We start from the raw sequence: 21,977 nt of genomic DNA on the forward strand, positions 1-21,977 counted from the left end.
CTCCCATATGTTTCATCATATGATGTATGATGATTAGCTGGAAGACAACCCCGCCCGTTCCTCGATTTCCAGAATCTCGCGCCCATGGCCAAGCCGCAGGGTCAGATCGGCGTAATCTGGCATGGTGCTCAGAATATGCCGCGTAATCCGCTCGTAATGGCTTATAAAACGGGCGATTTCATCGTCCGACATAGCGAGCGCGGGATCGCGCCCCTGGCTGCGCAGCTGTTCGCGCAGGCCCCGTTCCTGTTGGAGCCGCCAGCCATGGACGACATCGAAACCGGGTGCGGCCAGCAGCACAAGCCGGTCGATCCGGTCGAACAATTGTTGATAGGCCTGCGACAGACAATCATTCACCGCGCGCCGCCAGCGCCCTTCGGCATCCTCGTCACGCTCCAGCGGGTTGACGGGATCCGCCAGTACCGCGGCATCCTGCGGTCGCGCGCCGACGCACCAGCCTTCGAAGATCAGCACATCCAATCCGGCCGGAGCCACCGGCCAGTCCTTGCGCGCGACCGGCTCGTCGCTCGCCTTGTCAAAGCGTGGCAAGGCGACTGCCTGCCCGCTGCGCACTGCATCGATCACCGACAGGCCCCGCACAACATCATGCGTTCCCGGCACCCCACGCGTCGCGAACAGCGGATGCAGTTCGGCGGCCAGTTCCGCGCGCGCCGTCTTGCCCAGATACAGATCGTCGAGCGATAGCGAAGCGACCTTCAGCCCTTGCGCTGCCAGTCGGGCTTCCAACCCCTGCGCCAAAGTTGACTTGCCGCTGCCCTGAGCGCCGCAAATGCCCAGCACCAGCGGACGCGGCGCGCCTTTCAGCCATGTGCCGACCGCAGCGGCGACAAGATCACACGATGCGGTCAATCACGTCCTGCCCGGCGAAAAAACGGTCCAGATTATCGGCCACTTTCATGCCCATCGCCTCACGCGTTTCCAGCGTGGCAGAGCCGAGATGCGGCAAGAGCACGACATTGGAAAGCGCCAGCAAATCGGGATGAACCGACGGTTCCTTTTCGAACACATCCAGACCTGCGGCCGCGATCACGCCATCGCGCAGGGCCTTTGCCAAGGCCCCTTCGTCGATCAGCGTGCCGCGTCCCGTATTGATCAGCACCGCCTCGCGCTTCATCCGCGCCAGCATGGCTTCGTCGATCATGTGATGCGTCTCCGCCCCGCCCGGTGCGTGGAGCGACACCACATCCGAAACCGCCAGCAGGCTGGCGAGGTCGGCGTGATAGGCATCGTCCGGCATATCGTCCTTGGGCGAACGGCTGTGATAGGCGATGCGCATGCCGAACGCCTGCGCCCGTTCGGCCATCGCGCGGGCAATGCGGCCATATCCAACCAGCCCCAGCACCTTGCCCGACAAGGAGCGTCCCAAAAGATGGGTGGGCCGCCAGCCGGTCCATTCTCCCGCACGTAATTCGCGCTCCCCCTCACCCGCGCGGCGCGTGGCCATCAGCAGCAGGGTCATCGCGATATCGGCCGTCGCATCGGTCAGCACATCAGGCGTGTTGGTTACGGTCAAACCGGCGGTCTTTGCGGCATCCAGATCGATATGTTCGACCCCCGCGCCATAATTGCCGATGATGCGGGTACGCATGCCGTCCTGCGCCACGACCGATGCAGGCAGCCTGTCGGTGACCGTCGGGCAGACCGCGTCGTAGTCGCGCATCGCAGCGGCCAGCGCATCCTCGCCCAGCGGCCGGTCGCTTTCGTTGATGGTAACGTCATAGCTTTGCGCAAGCCGCGCCTCGACCGCCTCGGGCCAGCGGCGCGAGAGGAGAATTTTCGGTTTCGACATGATGGCTTCCTAACGTCTGCGGAATTGCGGGTCACGCCTTTCGGCAAAGGCGGCGCGCCCCTCGGCGGCGTCTTCGGTGGCGTAACAGATCGCTTGCAGATCGCGTTCGTATTCGATGGCCTTGTCCCACGGCATGATATGCGCGGCGCGCAGGTTTAGCTTGGCGGTCTCGGCCGCGATCGGCGCGCGGGACGCGATGTTGGCGGCCAGTTCCATGGCGCGCGGCATCAACGCATTGGCTTCGTGCACCTCGCTGACGATGCCCCAGTCGCGCGCCTGCGCGGCGTCGATCATGTCGCCCGTCAGCACCATCATCGCGGCATTGGACGATCCGGCGCAATAGGACAGCCCGGCTGCCATGCCCCCGCCGCCGATCCAGCCCAGCTTGATTTCGGGCGCGGCAAAGCGGGCATTGGCGCTGGCGATGCGGATGTCTGCGGCCATGGCCGTTTCCAGACCACCGCCCAGCGCATAGCCGTTCACCGCCGCGATCACCGGTTTGCGACAGGCGCGCAAGGCATCGCAATAATCGTCGCGGTTGCGGAAATCCCATGGGGTTGCATAGGCGTCGAGCGTGGAGATATCCGACCCCGCCGAAAACGCCTTTTCACCCGCGCCCGTCACCACCACGCAGCGCACCGCATCGCTGGTGTTGCATTCGCTGACTGCTGCGATCAGCGCGGCGGCCATCGCTGGCGTCAGCGCGTTCAGCTTGGCGGGCCGGTTGAAGGTTATGGTGGCGACATGGTCGGCCACGGAAAAGATCAGTTCGTCAGTCATGTCTCGGCTCCGGCCGGATGGTGTGTGCGGTAAAGATCGTCGATCGCGTCCAGCACCGGTGCGCCGCAGTCGCCATCGACCAGCGCCTGCCGCAGCAAAGACGAAGCCGCCGTCTGGAAAGCAATCGCCCCGTTATGGCGCGGGCGCAGCAGCGCCTGTTCGATGCTGGGCAGCGTATCGGCAAAGAAATTGCCGGTCGCGGCATTGACCGCCACATCGGTCCATGCTGAGCGAAAGGCAGGTTGCCCGTCCTGAAACGGGATGAAGCCACGCTGGACAGTGTCGGACATCAGCAGACGGATATGGTCGAGCAAGGCGGGCGTTACCTTACAGCGGCGCGACACGCCGATGCCGGTGCCGCCCAATGTCGATCCGATGCGCCCTGACGGGCCGACCGGCGCATTGCCGAACCGCACGCCGCGCGTGGCATAGTTCACATAGCCATAGATGAGCGGCACCAGATCGGGCCCCTCGCCCGCCGCCATGGCATCCAGCATCGCAATCGGGTTCATCGCCAGCGCCGCGCGGGTCGCATCGCCGGTTAGCGCCCGCATGATGCCATAGGCCTCTATGGCAATGTCGCGGTCCATAAATGTCGCGCGCGGGGTATCGTGCTGCGCACCCAGCGCGCCGCAAACCGACTGGAAGCTCAGGATCGCATGCGGCCCTGCCAGCGACAGCGCCACCGCGCGGCGTTCTGCCAGGGCGGGCAGATCGGACCATGCGGCGGGAACCTGTTCGATGCGGTCCGCGCGCCATGCCATCACTTGCGTCGCGGCATCGAGCGGCAGGGCCCAATGCCGCCCCGCATAGAAATAGCTGTCGAGCGAGGGCCCCGCGATCGCATCTTGCCAGGCGGCAATCTCGTCCGCGCCGAACAGGTCCTTAACCGGTATCAGGCAATCGGCTGCCACCGCCTCGCCCACATGCGGGTGATCCAGCACGACCAGATCGTAACGGTCACAAAGTTCACCGATGGGGGCGGATTCGAACCCTTCCAGCGAGTGGCGGTCCCATTGCAGGGTCAGCCCCTCGGCATCCACGGCAGCACGGGCCAGCGCGTTATAGCCGCGCGGGTGATCCCATGTCAGGCCGCGAAAGGCGGGCAATTTCACATCGGCCATGGTCATGCGTGCTGTCGCACCACGCCGGATTCGATCAGCGCGTCGATCGCGCCATCGTCCAGCCCCGCTTCGCGCATGACCTCGCGGCTGTGTTCGCCCACCAGGGGCGCGCCGCGTTCGACTTCGCAAGGCGTGCGGCTGAAACGGATCGGGAATCCGGGCACCTTGATCCGCCCCTCGGTCGGGTGGTCATATTCGATAAACGTGCCGTTATGCCTGATCTGTGGATCGTTGATCAGATCCTCGTACCCATAGACAGGTCCTGCCCAGATATCGCGCGCGCGCATATCGGCAAGCCAGTCGGCGCTGCTGCGCTCCAGCAGATGGCCCTTTACCCGCGCGAAAATCTCGTCCCGCTGCGTCCAGCTGTCGCGTTCGTCGTCGAGGCCGGCAAAAAACTCGTCCCCGAACAATTCGCCCAGCCGCGTCAGCGAGGCCATGGCGACGGTGATATAGCCGTCGGCGGTCGCGAACACGCCATAGGGCGCGCGGATATAGGAATGGGCATGCGGTTCGGCAGAGCGGGCCTGCGGCTTGTTGCCGACGGTATAGACCGACAATTCCTGCATCTGGATCGTGGCGATGGCGTCCAGCATGTTGATCTGGACCAGTTGCCCCTCTCCCGTGCGTTCGCGGTGGAACAGGGCTGCCAGCGCCCCTTCAAAGGCGGTATAGGCGGTGATCGCATCGACCAGATATTGCCCGGCGGCTGACGGCGGTGTCCCGGCCGCGCCGGTCGACATCATCGCGCCCGACATGCCCTGCAGCAGCAGATCCTGTCCGGGATAGTCGCGATAGGGGCCATCCTCACCATAGCCGGACATCGACACATAGATCAGCCGCGGATTGATCGCCGACAGCGTCACATAATCCACGCCCAGCCGTTCGGCGACACCGGGGCGATAGTTCTGCAGGAACACATCCGCGTTCTTCACCATGTCGATCAGCAGCGCCTTGCCTTCGGGCGCTTTCAGGTCGACGGCCAGCGACCTTTTGTTCCGGTTGAGCGAGAGGAACGAGACATTGATCTTGTTCCCTGTCGCCCCGCCGGCCGAGGCATGACGCTGCCATTCGCCTCTGGTCGGCTCTACCTTGACAACATCGGCGCCCATGTCGCCCATGCGCTGCGCCGCGAACGGCCCCGCCATGGCGATCGAACAATCGAGTACGCGAATTCCTTCGAGGATTTTCATCGGGTTGCTTTCTGCACAATCAGTTCATGGTCCAACCGCCATTCACGTGCAGCGTCTGTCCGGTGATGAAACCGGCCTCGTCGCTGACGAAAAAGGCGATGGCATTGGCAATGTCCCCCGCGTGCCCGCGGCGCTTGATCGACTGGGCGTCCAGCACCTTGCGTACATAGCCTTCGGGATCGGGGTGGATTTTTTCGGCGTCGGTGGGAAATGCCCCCGGCGCGATGGCATTGACGGTTACGCCCATCGGACCGAATTCGCGCGCCCACGCCCGCGTCAGCCCGACCAGCGCCATTTTCGAGGCTACATAGGGTGCCAGATTGTCCCACAGGCCCGAAATGGTGATGCTCGAGATATTGATGATCCGCCCGAAACCGCGTTCGCGCATAAAGGGCAGTGCGACCTGCACCGTCAGCACACCCGCATCGACATTGACGCGCTGGACCTGCTGATATTCCTCTATCGTAAACTCGTCGAAGGGCTTGGCCGGATAGATGCCGGCATTGTTGATCACCACGTCGAAGCCGCCGGTTTCTTCCGCCAGCCGTTCCAGCACCGCGCGATAGGCAGGCAGATCGCCCATATCCGCATCCGAAGTGATCAGCCTGCCCGGCCCGCGACCCTTTGCAGCCTCGGTCAGGGCGGCCAGCTTGTCGGGATTGTAATCGATGGCGACCACGGTCGCGCCGCGGTCGATGAGCAGCAGGCTGGTTTCAAGGCCGAGGCCGCCCGCCGCGCCGGTGTATAGAATGACGCGCCCGTTCATGCTGCGCTCTCCTTGCTAATGGGGGGAAACTGACCGGAGGGTTCGGGATAGTCCTCGTCCGGCTGGCGGCAGACCGCCTCGATCCGGCGCACCGCGTCCGCCACCGTATCGCCATCGGGCAGGATGCGGAAAATGCTGTCGTACCGGCGCTCCTCGCCATGCTCCAGCCAGATCAGCTCGCCGCGCTCGCGCGCGAAATCCTTGCCCAGCACGTGATTGGTCGAAGGTTCGATCCCCACCGCATAATGGCCCGCGTGCAGGTTTTGCCATTCGTACATGGCAGGAAACTGCGATTTCAGCGTCTCGACCTCGAAACCGAAGCCCATTGCCTCGTTCACGATGGCGACATTGACGCGGCCCCGATCGTCAGGCGCCATTTCGTGCTGCCAAACCTGTTCGTGGAAGTTCGCAATCGGTGCGGGGAAGTGTCGATATCCGGTTTCCTGCGCCCGATAGTCGCCCGCATGCGCTGCCCAGATCACATCGCGAACAGGCGCGACATAGCGCGACCCTTCGGCCACCACGGGATGGCTGACATTGATGTGATAGCAATACATGTGCGGGGTGCGGTAAAAACCGTGGTTGACCACACGGTCGTGCAGGCGAATCTCGTTCCCGCCCACATCGGCCTCGATCCGGCGGATCAGATGAAGATCCTCTCCGAACACGGTCGATTGCTGGACGATTCCCTCGGCCCAGAGCACGCATTCATCGCCGCGCCATTCCTCGCCATAGCCCGTGAGGCGCGCAGGGATGGTGCCGATGCGTCCGTGGAGCGATGACGACACATTTTCGCGTGGGCCATAGTGGTAATGCCCTGCCGGATCGTCATGCATGAACAGCACATGGTCCAACCCGCAGGTAATCAGCAGGCCCGACATCGACCGGAACCAGCCCAGACCGCCCTCACCCTCATATTCATGCAAGGCGGGGTTGCGGAAGCCCGATGGCGAATGCCAGCCCACGGCGCGGCCGTTATGGTCGCATTCGGCAATGTCCATGGCGCGGTCGACCAGCACGGTAAAGCGCAGCCCGCTGCCGGTGCGGAATTCCAGCTGGCGGTTGCCCCGCTCTACCCCGTCGCCAAGCGTGGACAGGCGCACCCCTGCAAATTGCGAAAGCGCCCCCGACCTTGATGCCAGGTCGCGGCGGGTGATGGCCTCGCCATAAAGCTGTGGCACATTCCTCTCCTGCCATTTTTAATTCATACGATGTATGATGTTTAAAGCAGGATTCGGGGCGGCGTCAATCGCTGTCCGCAATTGAACCGGATGGGAGAATGAAATGACTGTCGTACGCCGCTGTTTCGCCGTGGACCTGAACGATGACGCCGATGTGATCGCCGCCTATCGCCGCTGGCACGAACCGGGCGGCCCGCCCGCCGCCGTATGCGCCGCGATTCGCGCCGACGGGGTGACCGAACTGCAAATCTGGCTGACCGGCGACCGGCTGTTCATGATCATGGAACAGGACTTGGCACGCGCACCTTCCGTCGAAGAGAAGCGCGAACGGGACGGTGCCAACCCCGATGTGGCCGCATGGGACCGGCTGATGGCATCGATGCAAAAGCCGCTGCCATCACATCCCGGCCAGACATGGGTGGAAATGGAGCGGATTTATGCCCTGTCGGAACAGCCCTAATACCCCTTGGGGCGTGCGCGGCGGCGGTCCCACGAACCGGAAATATGTTCGCGCATGGCATCGCCCGCCGCATCGGCGTCGCGCGCCATGATCGCATCATAAACCTTGCGGTGGGAGGCCTGCGTCGCCTTTACATGGTCAATGCTGGGCTTGCCCGAATAGGCGTGGGTACGCAAAGCTTCGGACTGGATGCCATCGATGATCGCCTTGCTCAGCCGGTTGCCCGACATGCGCATGATGATATCGTGAAAGCGCAAATCCTCGTGCCCGTAGGCCGCGGGCGTTTCGACCAGACCCTCCAGCCTCTCGATCTGCTCCGCCAGTTCGGCGCGCTGCTCCTCGGTCCCTTCCTCCGCTGCCTCGGCCGCCATTTCAGATTCGAGCAGCACGCGCACCTTGGACAGATTGTCGAGATAGCGCAGCCCGTCCTCTCCCTTGAACAGAGCGGACAGGATGACCGGATCGAGCATGTTCCACGCCGTATCCTCACGCACGATGGTGCCGCGTCCCTGCTGGGTAACGACCAGCCCCTTCTCGATCATGGCGGTCGTCGCCTCGCGCACGACCGTCCGGCTGACGCCATACATTTCGCACAGCATGTTTTCGGGCGGCAGCGCGGTGCCCACCGGATAGGAACCGGCGACGATCATATTCACAAGATCTTCGACCACCGCCGCGGACAAACGCGGCCTGCGCCTTGCGCGCGGCGGCGTTGCGGGAGGAGGTGGTGCGGCGGTTTCCTTATTCATCGTCGATGTCCCCCTCAGGGTAAGAATCTTCGCTTCACGCTTGGCTTTCGAAGAAAATTGCGTCAAGGGGTTGCGAACTTCGAAAGATAATACATACTATGTTTCGGGACCCGAGGTGGAACGTAACGATAATAGGATGCGAAACGGCATGAAAGTCACGGGATATCGCTCGCTGGTAACGACCCATGATTGGGGCCGTCCGGTCGGCGATGTAAACGGCATCGTCCAGAGCGGCGTGACCGAAGTGCCGATTCTACTGCTGGAAACCGACAGCGGGCTGACCGGCGTAGGTCTTGGCCAGCATACCGATATCGCGCGCGTGTTTCCTGCGGTCGAGGGCAAGGACCCGCGCAGCGTGACCGCCATTTACGATGCGATGCTGTCGCAGGTTTTCAAAAGCGGACACGCAGGCGCGACATTCGGCGCCATTGCAGCGGTCGATATGGCCTTGTGGGACCTGAAGGCGAAGATGGCCGGCGAGCCGCTGTGGCGCACTCTGGGCGCGGCCGACAGCTTTGTGCCCGGCTATGCCTCGGGCCTGTGCTATGGCCTGTCGGACAGCGAATTCTCCAGCCATTACCAGTCATGGGCCGATCGCGGATTTTCCTCTGCCAAGATCAAGGGCGGCAGCGATCTGGGCCGCGATATCGAACGCCTGCTGACGGCGCGCGAAATCATGTCGGCCAACAGCCCGCGCCCCGCCATGATGCTGGATGTCAACGAATCGTGGAACGCCAAGCAGGCGATCCGCCATCTGCACGAGATCGAGGAAAAGCTCGACCTGACCTGGATCGAGGAACCGGTGCGCCGCTGGGATGCCGAAGGGCTGGCACGCGTTTCCGCGTCGGGCCGCGCGGCGGTCGCCTCGGGCGAGAACCTGACCGGTCTTGACCAATATGCCCCGCTGTTCGCGGCAGGCGCGCTGGATGTGGTGCAGGCGGGCAGCGTGTGGGGCATTACCCATTTCATGCGCGTTGCCATGGCGGCATTGTCACGCAACCTGCCTGTCTCGCCTGTCGGTTTCGATGCCAACCCGATCGCCCATGCGGCGGCGGCGCTGCCGAATATGATCGGGATCGAGGTGCAGGACTTCGGCTGGCCCACCGGCCTTAACGTCGACCAGCGGATCGAAAATGGCGGCATCATGCTGGGCGAAGCACCGGGCCTTGGCATAGAAGTCGATGAAAGCGCCCTCGCCGCCCCCGCCGATGGCTGGGGCGTAACGGGCGGCCCGCATCGCCGGGCGCGGCAGGCCGGATTGCAGCTCGCCGTTCTGAACCGCAAACAATCATAAGCACCCATGCGAAACGGGGCAGATCAAACGATAACGGGAGAGGCCAATGGCCACGACGATGGCACCGGCTGACAATTACGTGCTGGGGCCACAGCGGCTGAAGCTTCAGCTGTCGCTGATGGTCAATTTCTTTCTGCTGATGGCGCTTTACAGCGGCGTTCTGGGCGTGTTGCTGCCCAACCAGATCGCGGAACTCGACGAAGGGTCGAAAGCGAATAATCTGGCGCTGCTGTTCGCGATCACCTCGATCTTTTCGACGCTGGCCACACCGATTGCCGGCGCGCTGTCCGATCGCACGCGCAGCCGTTGGGGTCGCCGCTCGCCCTGGATCGCCATCGGTTCGCTGATCGGGTCCATGGCGCTGTTCGGCGTGTCGTGGATGACCAGCTTCTGGTCGCTGATGGTGCTGTGGGTGATGGCCGCCGTCGCCTATAACTCGATGCAGCCTGCCATGACCACGCTGATCGCCGACCGGTTCGAACCCGAATCGCGCGGTGCCGTGTCCGGCATGGTCGGCGCGGGGATGACCGGCGGCCTGACTGCAGGGACCGTCGTCGCGGGCTATCTCGCTGGCGAGCAGGTGCTGGCATACGGGCTGTTTGCCGGTGCGATCCTGGTGTCCTGCCTTGCCTTTATCGCGATCAACCGCGAACCGCCGAGCGACGAGATGCCGCGACGCCCGATGATCTGGGGCGAATTCTTCAAGGGGTTCTGGATTTCTCCGAAAGAGCATCCGGACTTTGCATGGGCATTCGGCAGCCGTTTTCTGATCTATATGGGATATCAGGCGGTTGCGGCCTATATGCTGTATATCCTGCGCGATTATATCGGTCTGGGGAACGAGGAATCGAATATTGCCATCGCCAATCTGGCCATGGTCACCCTCGTCTGCCTCGTCACCTCCTCGCTGATTTCGGGCTGGCTTTCCGACAAGTTCCAGCGCCGCAAGCTCTTCGTCATTCTGGGCAGCCTGATCATGGGCTGCGCGATGTCGGCCCCGCTGCTGGCGCCGAATATGGACGGCATGTGGGCCTATGCCGCGATCATCGGCGTGGGATACGGCATGTTCATGTCGATCGACATGGCATTAATGACGCAGGTCCTGCCCAAAAGCGCGCTGGGCGATGAAGGCAAGGACCTCGGCATTCTGACCACCGCGGTCAACATCCCCCAGATCCTGAGCCCGATCATGGCTGCCGTGCTGCTCAGCCTGTTCGCCAATGACTACAGCGTCATCTTCTGGGCAGCGGTGGTGTTCGTCTTCGGCTCGGCCTTCTGCGTGCTGCCGATCCGATCGGTCCGCTGATTTTATTCATCATACGTATGATGTCATTTGACATCGTCACAATTTCGACGCATGAAGATCGAAATCAAGAATTAGGGAGAGGGAATATCATGGCAATTACGTCCGCAATCCGTCGTTCGGCCTGGCTGGCCGCCGCCAGCACCGCCACCATCGTCCTCGCCAGTCCGGCATTCGCGCAAGACGCCGATCCGGTTGCGACCATGCAGGAAGAGGAAGCCGAAGCGGGCGACGCCATCGTCGTTACCGGCATCCGCGCCTCGCAGCAGGCATCGATCGACATCAAGCGCAATTCGGTCGCCGTGGTCGATTCGATCGTGGCCGAGGATCTGGGCAAGCTGCCCGACCAGAACGTCGCCGAATCGCTGCAGCGCATTCCCGGCGTCACCATCGAACGCAACCGCGGCGAAGGCCGCTACGTCACCGTTCGCGGCTTCGGCCCCAAATTCAACGCCGTCACCGTCAATGGCCGCACGCTGGCCACCGACAATAACGGCCGCGAATTCTCGTTCGACGTGCTGCCGTCGGAAATCATCTCGGGCGCCGATGTCTATAAATCGCCGCAGGCAAACCTCAACGGATCGTCTATCGGCGCGACTGTCGACGTGAAAACACTGCACCCGCTGGATCAGAGCGACGATCTGACCGTGATGGCCAGCGCCAATGGCATGTGGTCGGAAATCCGCGACACCTGGAACCCAGAAGTGTCGGGTGTGGCCAGCTGGAAGAATACTTCGGGCACGTTCGGCCTCGCGCTTTCGGGCGTTTATGCCGAGCAGAAGAACCGCAACGACGAATTCACCATCGGCGCGGGCCATGTGAAGCGCTCCAGCACCGACAGCTATTACAATGCGGGCGGCGTCGCCGGCGCGCGTATCGGCCCCGATGTCGAACCTTTTACTAATGTCTCGATGCCATCGAACCTGTCGCCGTTCTTCTTCGAACGTGACCTGAAGCGCTGGGCCGTCAACGGTTCGGCCCAGATGCGTCCCGACGATACGATGACGATCACCATCGACGCGCTGCACGCCAAGGCGCAGTTCCTCGAACAGCAGATCGGCCTTGCCTATGACTTCTCGGGCGGCACGCTGGTCGACCAAGTGGTCGAGGATGGCGAGGCTGTCTATCAGCGTTACGAAGGCGGCTTTGTCGACCAGATCATCCAGTACGACGACCGCGACGTCACGACCGACCAGTTCGGCCTGAACTTCGACTGGACGCCGACCGATACCTTCCGCGTCCGCCTGGACGGCTCCTATTCCAAGGCTGAGCGTCGGGGTAAGGAGAATAATCTCTTCACCACGATCCGCCGCAAGAACATCGACCACTGGTTCGATCGCCGCAGCGGCAGCCCGATCTATGACTATGGCTTTACCAGCCCCAATTACTCCAACGCCGCGACCAGTTCGGAAGGCATCACTGCCCATTATTACATCTGGGGCGGCGGGGCGAACATCGATGACGAGATCATGGAGTACAAGGCCGACGCCGAATGGAATCCGGGCTATGGCGCGTTCACCTTCTCGGGCGGCGCGTTCAAGAACAACCGGACCAAGACGATCACTGCCGACGAAATGCCGTTCGGCCAGCAATGCGCCTATTGCGGTTCGGATCGCGTCCTGCCGGAATCGCTGTTCTCGCCCACCAATCGCGGTTTCTTCTCGGGCTATGACGGCGATATTCTGAAAGACTGGGTCTATTACAGCCCGCAGGATGTGGTCGCACAGGTCGACGCTTTCGCGACGGCGGACGGGCGCGCCTTCGACCCGGCGGTTCCCTCGGCATCGGCTTCGTCCGAGGTGGATGAGGACGTCTGGGGCGGCTATCTGATGGCCGACTGGGAAACGCAGCTTGGAAGCATGGACCTCGCGGTCAATCTTGGCCTGCGCTACGAAAATACCGAATATACCTCATCGGGCGCGTCGCGCACGGTGTTGAGCGCCAAGCCGAACGGCCAGGGCCAGAACATCATCGAGGTTTCGGATATCATCCCCGTCAGCTTCCGCGGCAAATATGACGACTGGCTGCCTTCGCTGAACGTGAAACTGGGCGTGACCAACGACCTGCTGCTGCGCTTTGCCGCATCGAAGGTGATGACCCGCCCGACCCTGTCGGACCTGTCGCCCCGCCAGTCTATCCAGACCAATCCGGGTAACGAGACGATCCGTCGCGGCAACCCCGATCTGCAGCCGTTCCGCGCCAATCAGGTCGAAGTGGGCGCCGAATGGTATTTCGCCAGCAACTCGCTGCTGTCGGCCGCCGCGTTCTACAAGGATATCAAAAGCTTCGTGACGCTGGTCACCACGCCGCAGGTTGTGGACGAAGTGACCTTCCAGGTCACCGTGCCCGACAATGGCGAAGGCGCGACGGTCAAGGGCTTTGAAATCGGCTATCGTCAGTCGTTCGAGGACTGGCTGCCCGCACCGTTCGACGGTCTTGGCGTGCAGACCAGCTTCAACTACACCGACTCCAACGCCGAATATACGAACCAGGTCGCTGGTGTGAACTTCGGTCTCGAAGGTCTGTCCAAATATTCCTACAGCCTCGTCGGCTATTACGAAAAATACGGTGTTCAGGCCCGCCTCGCCTATACCTACCGCGACAATTTCCTGCAGGTCGCATCGGGACGTAACGGCGAACCGGAATATTTCGACTCTTACGGCCAGCTGGATGCCAGCCTGTCCTATGACATCTTCGAAAACCTGACGGTCTATGCCGACGTCATCAATTTGAACAACGAGAAGGAGTTCATCTACTCCGTCTCGGCCGACCGGACGAAGGAATATCGTCAGACCGGTCGCCGCGTTTCGACAGGACTTCGCGTCCGCTTCTAACCGGTGTCACTCCCCGGACGCGGAACATTGCCCCGGTCTGCCACATGGCAGGCCGGGGCTTTTCTTTACGCAATGGCCAGCGTTTGCGGCACATGAAAAAGGGCGGGACCGGCCATCCGGTCCCGCCCTTTCGTTTGTGTCGCCGGAATATCAGCGCTGGAAGCGATAGGCCCCGTTGGCAAGGTCGAACCGGACATGCCCGTCGGCAATGCTCAGCGACGAAACCGCGGCATGACCGGACAGCGCAATGCCGTCGACCTGCCACTCGCCTGCGGGCAATTCGACCTGCGCCGACGTGTTGGGCGGGATGGCCAGCGACAGGCTTTTCAGCCCTTCCCCGTCGCCATCGGTTGCGGCCTCGATCCGGCCCATGACCGAATCGTATCGCGCCGAAACGCGGCCCACTTCGGGAAGCCACACGGGACGCACCGCGATCCGCGCGAACCCGGGTGCGGCAGGGGCGATCCCCGCTAGCCGGCGATAGAAAAATCCGACCACAGCGCCAAAGGCGTAATGGTTATAGCTGTTCATCGCCAGATCGCCGGTATCGCCGTTCCAACGTTCCCAAACCGTCGTCGCGCCCTGCTGCGGCATATAGCCCCAGCTGGGATAGGCCGTCTGCAAAAGCAGGCACGACACTTCCTCCATCAGCCCTGCATCGGCCAGTACATCCAGCAGATAGGGCGTACCGAGAAAACCGGTCGACAGCGTCATGCCCCGCGCACGTATATCGGCGGCAAGCAAGGCTGCCGCCTTGTCGCGCCGCTTTTCCGGCACAAGATCAAAGGCAAGTGACAGGACCTGACCGGTCTGGCTACCATTACCGCATGTGCCGTCGTCCGCGACGAATTCCGCAGCATAACGTGCACCGATGGCTTCGCGCAGCGCCGCGAAACGCGCGGCATCGCCGTCCCGCCCCGTTGCCCGCGCCATTTCAGCCAGCAACTGCGCCGACCACGCCCAATAGGCCGTGGCACACAGCACGCGCGGTGTGGTTTCATCGTCAGGCTGGATCGCATCGACCGATAACCAGTCGCCCAGATCCAGACCGCGTTCGTTGCGCCACACCAGATCGGGATTATGCCGTTCCAGATGGTCCATCCAGCGGACCATCGCGTCCCAGTTCTCGTCGATGACGGCAGTGTCGCCATAGCGCTGCCACAACTGCCACGGCAGGATGATCCCCGCCTCGCTCCATCCGGCGGTGGCGACATCGGGAAACGATTGCGGCTGCGGCACAACGATCGGATAGGCCCCGTCATCGCGCTGCGCGGCGCGCGCCTCCAGCAAAAAGCGGCGGATGAAGGGATCGACTTCCATATTGAACGCCGCTGCGTCCAGAAAGACCTGAATATCCCCCATCCAGCCCATGCGCTCGTCGCGTTGGGGGCAATCGGTGGGAACGGCAAAGAAATTGCTGCGCTGGCTCCACAATGCGTTGTTCCAGATGCTTTGCAGCAGTGGCGCATCGGGAAACTGCACCTCGCCCGTTTCACGGCAGGCGCTGTGCACGACGATCCCCTCGACCGCGTCCGGGTCCAGCACGCCGGGCCAGCCCTCGATCTCGACATAGCGGAACCCGTGATAGGTAAAGCGGGGCTCGAAGCTCTCTACCCCCTCGCCCGCAAGGATGAAGCGGTCGGTCGCCCATGCGAGCCGCAGGTTGGACTGGTCCGCCGTGCCGTCATCGTTGAGCAATTCGGCAAAACGCAGCGCGATTTCGGTCCCTCTCGGTCCCGCCACCTCAATCCGCACCCAGCCCGAAAAATTCTGCCCGAAATCGAGGACATAGCGGCCTTCGACCGGTTCGCTGATCGATAGGGGGCGCAGGCTACGCATATGCTTCAATGCAGGCGCGGTCTGCGCCACAAGCCGCGTATCCGGCACATCGCCCAATGGCGCATCGGCCCATTGGCTATCGTCGAAACCGGCGCAGTCCCAACCCGGCTGCTCCAGACGCGCATCGCGGGTTTCGCCGTCATAGATTTCGGATTTCAGAATGGAGGAAACGGCGGATTTCCACCCCTCTCCCGTTGCCACGATCTCGCTGCCGCCATCGGAGTAATCGAGACGCAACATGGCGCTGAAACGGCGCGGCGGCGGACCGAAACCATACCGCTCAATCCGCCAGCCGAACGGGCTGGCATACCAGCCATCGCCGACCAAAGCGCCGATCGCATTCGCGCCGTTTTCGATCAGTCCGGTGACATCATAGGCCTGCGTCAGCACATGGTCGCTGGCGACCGTGATTTCGGGCGCGAGACAGGCGTCCGATACCGGCTTGCCGTTGATCGTCGCGTGATAGGCGCCCAGCGCCGTCGCATAGAGCCGTGCCGATACCACCGGCGCACGCGGTGTGAACTCGCGGCGCAGCATCATGGCGGGCTCGCTGGGACGCGGATAATTCTGCGCCCAACTCGTGCTCGGCACGACATCGAGCCAGCCCGCCGTTTCCCCGTCAGCATCGCGCCAGTCTTGCGGTGGATCGGGCAATACCTGCCATTGGTCGCCGGTCAGCCGCTCCACGCTGCCATCAGCGTGCCGGATGCGGATCAATGCCGCAAAGGCGCCGCCATCGACGGGAAAAAACCCTTCCGTATCTGCCTCAACCAGCGCGTGAATGCGGTTTTTGCCGGGCTTTATGGCGCCGGAATAGCGCCCCAACACGCCCCAGAACGGCAAATGACTGTCCCAACCGATCGGCCATTCGGGTTGGCATGGCTCCCCGTTGATCCAGACGCCGCGCAAATGGTCCTTGCCCGAAACCATGATTTCACAGGCAGTCATATCCGCTGGTGCATCAAAATCGATCCGGAACGCATTGGGGCGCGGGTCGAGCGCGGTTTCGCTCCATACCCACGGAACCCCTGCCGCGCGGTCGGCGGCAGCCTCCTCGTCCTCGGCCACGATCCAGCCTGCCTGCCAGTCGGCAGGGCCCATCGGGCCGCCTTCGAACCTGCTTGCCTCCGAAACGGCAGTTTCGCCCGCGTCGTCGGTGACCTCGACCTGCCACCAGATGCGCTGGCCGCCTTGCAGTGGCGGACCGTCATAGCGGATATCGAAGCTTTGCGCCGTTTCGACCGTTCCGCTGTCCCAAAGCAGCGGCCCTCCGGACAGAGCTTGCGCGTTGGTCGCGGCACGAATGCGATAGGAACGCTGCATGCTGCCCGCGCGCGCGTTTTCCATCCGCCATGACAGGCGCGGATGACGCTCCTGCATCCCCAGAGGTTCGACGATATTTTCGGCGCGAAGATCGATAATCAGCATAAATCTCAGATATTTAACCCCAATCGATAGGTTTGGTTAGCATTTTGGGCGAATAGGGCGTGTCGTTCTGTTTGGGAGAATTGCCGGGTGATGGTGTCGTAGGCATTGAAGTGTGCCTGGAAGCTGTCGAAGAGCTTGTCGGTGGGGAAGTTGCTGGCGAACATGGCGCGGTTTGTGCCGAATATTTCGATGGTTTCCAGCACATAGGGGCGGACGAGATCGGTGGTCCAGGGGCGATAGGTAAAGCCCATGCCCGAGATTTTGACCGCGACATTGGGAAGAGCGGCAAGGGCCTGCATGCCCTTGCGCCAGATATCCCATCCCTCGGGATCGGAGGGGATTGCCATGCCGGTATGGTTGACGATCACCTGCACGTCGGGATGGCGCGCGATCAGCGCGGCCATATGCGCCATTTGCCCGGGATAGAGCTGCAGGTCGAAGCTGAGCCCATGGCGGGCCAGCAGCGCAAAGCCGCGTTCCCATGCGGGCAGCAGGGTCAGATCCTCTCCGCCATAGCTGCGCGCGGGATCGGGGTGCCAGTTGATGATGTGGCGGATGCCGCGGACATTGGGGTGGGCGGCGTGCCGTTCCAGCAGGCCTTCCACCCCGTCCTCGTGCAATGCGGCAAAGGCGACGATGCCGCTGGGCAGGCCGCGCGCGTCGGCCATGGCCTGCAGCCATTGCGTTTCCTTCAGCGCATCGTCCGCATGCGCGCCGGCATCGATATGCACGATGCCCCGCACGTCCCAGCCCTGCCCGTCATCCTGCCCCCCATTCTGGCCGTCGTCCTGGCCACTCGCATCCGCCAGATAGGCATCGAGCGGATAATCGACAGCGATCGGTTCGACGCTGCCATTGGGATTATCCGTATCGAAGGGCGGCGTCAGCCACGGATAGCGGATATGCGACAGGTCCCACAGATGGACATGCGGATCGACCAGAACGGGCCGGGATGCGGGGCGTTGGGACATGCGTTACGGGCTCCGGGTCAGAAGGTGGTGCGCCCGCCCGATGTGTCGAAGGTCGACGCGGTGGTAAAGCTGCACTCCTCGCTGGCCATGAAGCAGACCATGGCGGCGCTTTCGGCAACCTCGCCCAGACGGCCCATCGGGATCTTGGAACGCATGTAATCGACCTGGCTTTGCGGCAGCTGCGCCAGGATCGGGCTTTCGAAGGTGGCAGGGGTCAGCGCATTGGCGATCACGCCCTGTCCGGCCAGTTCCTTGCCCAGCGACTTGGTCAGGCCGATCACCGCCGCCTTCGACGCGGAATAGGCGCTGGCGTTGGGATTGCCTTCCTTGCCCGCGACCGATGCCACATTGACGATCCGGCCATAGCCGTTCGCCAGCATCATCGGCACCAGCGCGCGGTTGCAATAGAACAGCCCGTTCACATTGATGTCGAACACGCGCAGCCAGCTGTCGACCGGATATTCATGCACCGGCGCGGTCGCGCCCGTGATGCCCGCCGAACAGACCAGAATATCGACCCGCCCCAGCGCCGCATGGCTGGCCGCGGCGGCCGCGGCCACCTGAGCGGCGTCCGACACGTCAAGCGTTTGCGTATCGTGCGCGCCGGTCTCGGCCTTTGCGGCGGCCAGCGCATCCGCGCCGATGTCCCACAGCGCCACGCGGCCGCCTTCGGCCACGATGCGCTGCGCGACGGCCTTGCCAAGGCCCGAGGCGCCGCCGGTTACGACGGCGCAGCGCCCTTCGAAGCGTCCTGCAAAACCGCTCATGCCTGATGCGCCACAAAATCCTGGCGCTGGCGGCCCAGCTTTTCGATGCCCAGTTCGACGACGTCGCCCGCCTTCAGATACCAGGGCTCGGGCTGCTGGCCCATGCCTACGCCCGGGGGCGTGCCGGTGGTGATGATGTCGCCGGGCAGCAGCACCATGAACTGCGAGAGATAGGACACGATATGCGCCACGGTGAAGATCATGGTCGAGGTCGACCCGTCCTGCACGCGCTTGCCGTTGACTTCCAGCCACATCGACAGCTGCTGCGGATCGCCCACCTCGTCGGCGGTTACCATCCACGGGCCGACGGGGCCGAACGTGGGAAAGCCCTTGCCCTTGTCCCAGGTCGCGCCGCGCTCGGTCTGCCAGTGGCGTTCGGACACGTCGTTGATCACGCAATAGCCCGCCACGTAATCCAGCGCATCCGCCTCGGACACATAGGACGCCTCGGTCCCGATCACGATGCCCAGCTCGACTTCCCAGTCGGTCTTCTTCGAATCCTTCGGGATCGTCACCGGATCGTTCGGACCCTGGATGCAGCTGACCCATTTCTGGAACACCACCGGCTCTTCGGGGATCGGCAGGTTCGATTCGGCGGCATGGTCGGCATAGTTGAGGCCGATCGCCACGAACTGGCGCGTACCGGCGACGCAGGGGCCATAGCGCACATCGCCTTCGACCAGCGGCAGCGAGGCCGGATCGATCGCGGCCAGCTTTGCCAGCGCACCGGCGCCCAGCGCGTCGGGGCCGATATCGGCCACATGGGCCGACAGGTCGCGGATCTTGCCGTCCGCGTCGATCACGCCGGGCTTTTCGGCGCCGGGATTGCCGTATCTGCACAGTTTCATGGGAATGGGTCCTCGTTCAAATATCAGTCGTTCGGCCGGTCAGTCGTTGGGCCGGTCAGTCGTTGGGAAACGGCCGGTGCAGCGCGATCTCGGGGTTGAGCGTCACGCCAAAGCCCGGCTGGTCAAGCTCGCTGGCGCGGATGCGCCCGTTCACCGGCACCGGCTCGCCCAGCAATTGCGGCGCGAACATCGGCACCACCTCGCTTGGCCCGGGATGCATCATCAGGAACTCGGCAAAGGGCGAGTTGTGGCGCGTGATGACGAAGTGATAGCTGTAAACGCTCGACCCGTGCGGCACCATCATCACGCCGCGGCTGTCGGCATAGTTCGCGATCTTGATCAGCTCGGTCACGCCGCCGCACCAGCCCACATCGGGCTGGATGATGTCGCAGCAGTCCATGTCCATCAGCATGCGGAAGCCCCAGCGCGTCGCCTCGTGCTCGCCCGTGGTCACCAGCAGTCCCTTGGGCGCGTTCTTCTTCAGCGCGGCATAGCCCCAGTAATCGTCGGGGCTCAGTGCCTCCTCGATCCACTTCAGCCCGCATTCGTCCCACGCCCGGTGCGCCAGACGCGTCGCGTAATCGATGTCGAGCGACATCCAGCAATCGTACATCAGCCAGAAATCGTCGCCGCACTTGCTGCGCATGTCGGCCAGAAGGGCGATGTTCTTCTCCATCCCCTCCAGCCCTTCGGCAGGGCCGTGGTGCAGCGGCAGCTTGCCGCCGATAAAGCCCATGTCCTTGGCCAGATCGGGCCGCGCGCCGGTGGCATAGAACTGCAATTCGTCGCGCACCGCGCCGCCCAGCATGTGATACACCGGCTCGCCGCGCAGCTTGCCCAGCAAATCCCAGATCGCAAGGTCCACGCCCGAGATGGCGTTCACCACCAGCCCCTTGCGCCCGTAATACTGGCTCGAGAAATACATCTGGTCCCAGATCTTCTCGTATTCCGCAGGGCTGCGGCCGATCAGGAAACGCGACAGATGCTTCTCGACGATAAAACACGCAGGCTCGCCGCCCGTCGTCACCGCAAAACCGATCGTCCCGTCCTCGGCCTCAAGCTCCACCACCAACGTGCCCAGCACATTGATCCCGAAACTCTGCCGCGACTGCCGATATTCCGGATAACGCGACATCGGCGTCGCAATATGATCGTCGATCCAGTGACCAGCACCCTGGTCATGATAATCCGCACCAGCACCGCGCGCCACATACGCGCGAACGTGTTTTATCTTCGGTAGGCCTTTGAAAGAGGTCACGCTCATGCCCCGTTTCCTTCGTCGATCACCAGAACCCAGTCATTGCCGTTGGCCGTTTCGCCGGGCGGGTCGAACAGGCGGGTGCCGCTGTTGCGGATCCGTCCGATCGTCTGCCAGCTGCCGTCGCGCGGCGAAAACCAACGGGCGCGGAGCTGATCGCCGCGCGTCTTGCCCATCGCCACGGTAAAGGGCGCGCCGGTATAGCTATAGGCAAACAGATAGCCTTCGCCGCGACTGGCCAGAACACGGTCGTATCGGGTGCCGTTATCGACGATCAGCGACTGGTCGGGCACGCGTTCCAGCATCGGATAGGCCTCGATCAGCGCGCGCAGATGATGCATCTGCAACGCCCCGGGGGCGAGCAGTGCCTTGTCCCAGCGCGTATCCGCCTCGAAATTCGCGGTCGGTGCGCCTGCGACATACATCTGCATGACATTGTTTTCGCCATAGGTGTGGCCGAACGCGCCCGCCATCACCGCCCACCACGCATAGCGGCGCGCATCTTCGGCCTGCCAGCGGGGCTGGTTTTCTTCATGCAGCCCGAACGGGATATTCTCATAGGACGGTTCGCCATCGATGGTCGGCTTGACCGGCGTGCGCCCATAATCTTCGGCCACATAGCGCCAGTTATCCTCGGCACGGGCATGCGGCCCTTCCTGCGCATAGGAGCGGTGGCCCGACTGGAACATGTTGAAATCCAGCCATGGCGCTTCGTGATATTGCCACGACGATGCCGTCCGGCCGATGGGGTGAAAAGTCATCAGCTGGTCGGGCGCAATGCGCTTGATCGTGCTGCCCAGCTCTTCCCAGACCTTTGTCCGGTTCTCAGCCCGCGTGTCGCCGCCGTTCAGCCAGATCACATTGGGCTTGGCGCCATATCGATTTGCCAGAAACCGGCCATAGCTGCCCGCGTTTTCGAAATTCAGCGCGCGCTGGTCGGCGATGTCGCCCCACGCAGGCACCATGGCGAGATAGATGCCATGTGCCGCCGCGCGTTCGACCACCCAGTCAAGGTGGTCCCAGTAATCATACTCACCCGCTTTCGCAGGGTCCGCACCCGGTGTCGTCAGGGGGCGTCCCGGATCGCCATCGATCAATGCGGGCGATCCGTTGCGGCTTTCCATCTGCGCGGTGTGCAGGATCATCACCTGCACGACATTGAAACCCTGCGCCTGACGCGTGGACAGGTAATGCTCGGTCTCATCGCGGTTCAGACGGCTGAGCAGCAGCCACGCGGTATCGCCCATCCAGAAGAACGGCTCTCCGCCCGCTTCCAGAAAGCGCTGGTTTTCCGAAACCGTTAGCGTTGCAGGACGCTCGTTCGCCAGGGCAACTGGCGAGAACGAAAGCACGGCGGCAGCGGCCAACCAAA

18 protein-coding genes are annotated in these 21,977 nt (G+C 62.9%); 4 read left to right on the plus strand and 14 right to left on the minus strand.

The genetic code is table 11. From position 1 onward, the window contains the following. Window positions 1-33: 33 nt before the first annotated feature. Genes LOZ74_RS10285 through LOZ74_RS10315 form a run of 7 tightly spaced genes read right to left on the minus strand, consistent with a single transcriptional unit; the run spans window position 34 to window position 6,854 of the window. Window positions 34-870 (minus strand): kinase, encoded by an 837-nt coding sequence (locus tag LOZ74_RS10285; protein WP_230291135.1) that lies wholly within the window; start codon window positions 868-870, stop codon window positions 34-36. Continuing rightward, window positions 854-1,810 carry a D-glycerate dehydrogenase gene (locus LOZ74_RS10290; protein ID WP_230291136.1) on the minus strand — a complete coding sequence of 319 codons (957 nt, stop codon included), beginning with the start codon at window positions 1,808-1,810 and terminating at the stop codon, window positions 854-856. The genes LOZ74_RS10285 and LOZ74_RS10290 overlap by 17 nt, the downstream gene beginning before the upstream one ends. A gap of 9 nt (window positions 1,811-1,819) precedes the next feature. Further along, a complete protein-coding gene (locus LOZ74_RS10295; protein ID WP_230291137.1) occupies window positions 1,820-2,590 on the minus strand; it encodes an enoyl-CoA hydratase/isomerase family protein in 771 nt (256 codons plus the stop codon). Next, window positions 2,587-3,720: an extracellular solute-binding protein gene (locus LOZ74_RS10300; RefSeq protein ID WP_230291138.1), complete on the minus strand. Its 1,134-nt coding sequence runs from the start codon at window positions 3,718-3,720 to the stop codon at window positions 2,587-2,589. Before LOZ74_RS10300 ends, LOZ74_RS10295 begins: the two co-directional genes overlap by 4 nt. Beyond that, window positions 3,717-4,907, minus strand: coding sequence for a CaiB/BaiF CoA-transferase family protein (locus LOZ74_RS10305; protein ID WP_230291139.1), 1,191 nt, complete (start codon window positions 4,905-4,907; stop codon window positions 3,717-3,719). The genes LOZ74_RS10300 and LOZ74_RS10305 overlap by 4 nt, the downstream gene beginning before the upstream one ends. 19 nt (window positions 4,908-4,926) lie before the next feature. Beyond that, window positions 4,927-5,673, minus strand: a complete 747-nt coding sequence (locus tag LOZ74_RS10310) for an SDR family NAD(P)-dependent oxidoreductase (RefSeq protein ID WP_230291140.1) — start codon at window positions 5,671-5,673, stop codon at window positions 4,927-4,929. Then, complete coding sequence (locus tag LOZ74_RS10315; RefSeq protein ID WP_230291141.1) at window positions 5,670-6,854, minus strand: aldose 1-epimerase family protein; 1,185 nt, start codon at window positions 6,852-6,854, stop codon at window positions 5,670-5,672. Before LOZ74_RS10315 ends, LOZ74_RS10310 begins: the two co-directional genes overlap by 4 nt. A 103-nt stretch (window positions 6,855-6,957) precedes the next feature. Between LOZ74_RS10315 and LOZ74_RS10320 the strand changes: the two genes are divergently transcribed. Further along, on the plus strand, window positions 6,958-7,314 hold the full coding sequence (locus LOZ74_RS10320) for an L-rhamnose mutarotase (RefSeq protein ID WP_230291142.1): 357 nt from the start codon (window positions 6,958-6,960) through the stop codon (window positions 7,312-7,314). Here the strand turns inward: LOZ74_RS10320 and LOZ74_RS10325 are convergent. Beyond that, entirely contained in the window at window positions 7,311-7,985 is a 675-nt protein-coding gene (locus tag LOZ74_RS10325) for a FadR/GntR family transcriptional regulator (RefSeq protein ID WP_230291143.1), read from the minus strand. The two genes, LOZ74_RS10320 and LOZ74_RS10325, sit on opposite strands and share 4 nt — an antisense overlap. A gap of 226 nt (window positions 7,986-8,211) precedes the next feature. Here LOZ74_RS10325 and LOZ74_RS10330 point away from each other — a divergent pair, with 226 nt between their 5' ends. The 3 genes from LOZ74_RS10330 (at window position 8,212) to LOZ74_RS10340 (ending at window position 13,494) form a co-directional block, all read left to right on the plus strand. Further along, window positions 8,212-9,357, plus strand: a complete 1,146-nt coding sequence (locus tag LOZ74_RS10330; RefSeq protein ID WP_230291144.1) for a mandelate racemase/muconate lactonizing enzyme family protein — start codon at window positions 8,212-8,214, stop codon at window positions 9,355-9,357. A 46-nt stretch (window positions 9,358-9,403) separates the two neighbouring features. Next, window positions 9,404-10,663 (plus strand): MFS transporter, encoded by a 1,260-nt coding sequence (locus LOZ74_RS10335; protein ID WP_230280921.1) that lies wholly within the window; start codon window positions 9,404-9,406, stop codon window positions 10,661-10,663. 89 nt (window positions 10,664-10,752) lie between these two features. Further along, window positions 10,753-13,494, plus strand: a complete 2,742-nt coding sequence (locus tag LOZ74_RS10340; protein ID WP_230291145.1) for a TonB-dependent receptor — start codon at window positions 10,753-10,755, stop codon at window positions 13,492-13,494. A gap of 150 nt (window positions 13,495-13,644) precedes the next feature. Here the strand turns inward: LOZ74_RS10340 and LOZ74_RS10345 are convergent, their stop codons facing one another. The 6 genes from LOZ74_RS10345 to LOZ74_RS10370 are packed head-to-tail and all read right to left on the minus strand — an operon-like array spanning window position 13,645 to window position 21,972. Continuing rightward, window positions 13,645-16,761, minus strand: coding sequence for an alpha-L-rhamnosidase (locus tag LOZ74_RS10345; RefSeq protein WP_230291146.1), 3,117 nt, complete (start codon window positions 16,759-16,761; stop codon window positions 13,645-13,647). A gap of 5 nt (window positions 16,762-16,766) precedes the next feature. Next, window positions 16,767-17,732 carry an amidohydrolase gene (locus LOZ74_RS10350; protein ID WP_230291147.1) on the minus strand — a complete coding sequence of 322 codons (966 nt, stop codon included), beginning with the start codon at window positions 17,730-17,732 and terminating at the stop codon, window positions 16,767-16,769. Window positions 17,733-17,749: 17 nt separating this feature from the next. Further along, on the minus strand, window positions 17,750-18,499 hold the full coding sequence (locus LOZ74_RS10355) for an SDR family NAD(P)-dependent oxidoreductase (RefSeq protein ID WP_230291148.1): 750 nt from the start codon (window positions 18,497-18,499) through the stop codon (window positions 17,750-17,752). After that, window positions 18,496-19,347, minus strand: a complete 852-nt coding sequence (locus LOZ74_RS10360; RefSeq protein ID WP_230291149.1) for a fumarylacetoacetate hydrolase family protein — start codon at window positions 19,345-19,347, stop codon at window positions 18,496-18,498. The genes LOZ74_RS10355 and LOZ74_RS10360 overlap by 4 nt, the downstream gene beginning before the upstream one ends. A gap of 55 nt (window positions 19,348-19,402) precedes the next feature. Then, entirely contained in the window at window positions 19,403-20,611 is a 1,209-nt protein-coding gene (gene rhmD, locus LOZ74_RS10365) for an L-rhamnonate dehydratase (protein WP_230291150.1), read from the minus strand. Continuing rightward, the gene (locus LOZ74_RS10370) at window positions 20,608-21,972 is read right to left on the minus strand and encodes a glycoside hydrolase family 140 protein (protein ID WP_230291151.1); all 1,365 of its coding nucleotides are present in this window, start codon (window positions 21,970-21,972) and stop codon (window positions 20,608-20,610) included. The genes rhmD and LOZ74_RS10370 overlap by 4 nt, the downstream gene beginning before the upstream one ends. Between the last annotated feature and the right edge of the window lie 5 nt (window positions 21,973-21,977).

Origin of the sequence: Croceicoccus sp. Ery5 (genome assembly GCF_020985325.1) — a bacterium.
In the GTDB taxonomy this organism is placed as follows: Bacteria; Pseudomonadota; Alphaproteobacteria; order Sphingomonadales; family Sphingomonadaceae; genus Croceicoccus.

What these genes read in the sequence shown, in the direction of transcription:
- LOZ74_RS10360 (WP_230291149.1), bottom strand. Translation starts at nt 19,347, where the DNA reads ATGAAACTGTGCAGATACGGCAATCCCGGCGCCGAAAAGCCCGGCGTG.
- LOZ74_RS10340 (WP_230291145.1), top strand. Translation starts at nt 10,753, where the DNA reads ATGGCAATTACGTCCGCAATCCGTCGTTCGGCCTGGCTGGCCGCCGCC.
- LOZ74_RS10305 (WP_230291139.1), bottom strand. Translation starts at nt 4,907, where the DNA reads ATGAAAATCCTCGAAGGAATTCGCGTACTCGATTGTTCGATCGCCATG.
- LOZ74_RS10345 (WP_230291146.1), bottom strand. Translation starts at nt 16,761, where the DNA reads ATGCTGATTATCGATCTTCGCGCCGAAAATATCGTCGAACCTCTGGGG.
- LOZ74_RS10300 (WP_230291138.1), bottom strand. Translation starts at nt 3,720, where the DNA reads ATGACCATGGCCGATGTGAAATTGCCCGCCTTTCGCGGCCTGACATGG.
- rhmD (WP_230291150.1), bottom strand. Translation starts at nt 20,611, where the DNA reads ATGAGCGTGACCTCTTTCAAAGGCCTACCGAAGATAAAACACGTTCGC.
- LOZ74_RS10310 (WP_230291140.1), bottom strand. Translation starts at nt 5,673, where the DNA reads ATGAACGGGCGCGTCATTCTATACACCGGCGCGGCGGGCGGCCTCGGC.
- LOZ74_RS10320 (WP_230291142.1), top strand. Translation starts at nt 6,958, where the DNA reads ATGACTGTCGTACGCCGCTGTTTCGCCGTGGACCTGAACGATGACGCC.
- LOZ74_RS10295 (WP_230291137.1), bottom strand. Translation starts at nt 2,590, where the DNA reads ATGACTGACGAACTGATCTTTTCCGTGGCCGACCATGTCGCCACCATA.
- LOZ74_RS10355 (WP_230291148.1), bottom strand. Translation starts at nt 18,499, where the DNA reads ATGAGCGGTTTTGCAGGACGCTTCGAAGGGCGCTGCGCCGTCGTAACC.
- LOZ74_RS10290 (WP_230291136.1), bottom strand. Translation starts at nt 1,810, where the DNA reads ATGTCGAAACCGAAAATTCTCCTCTCGCGCCGCTGGCCCGAGGCGGTC.
- LOZ74_RS10335 (WP_230280921.1), top strand. Translation starts at nt 9,404, where the DNA reads ATGGCCACGACGATGGCACCGGCTGACAATTACGTGCTGGGGCCACAG.
- LOZ74_RS10350 (WP_230291147.1), bottom strand. Translation starts at nt 17,732, where the DNA reads ATGTCCCAACGCCCCGCATCCCGGCCCGTTCTGGTCGATCCGCATGTC.
- LOZ74_RS10330 (WP_230291144.1), top strand. Translation starts at nt 8,212, where the DNA reads ATGAAAGTCACGGGATATCGCTCGCTGGTAACGACCCATGATTGGGGC.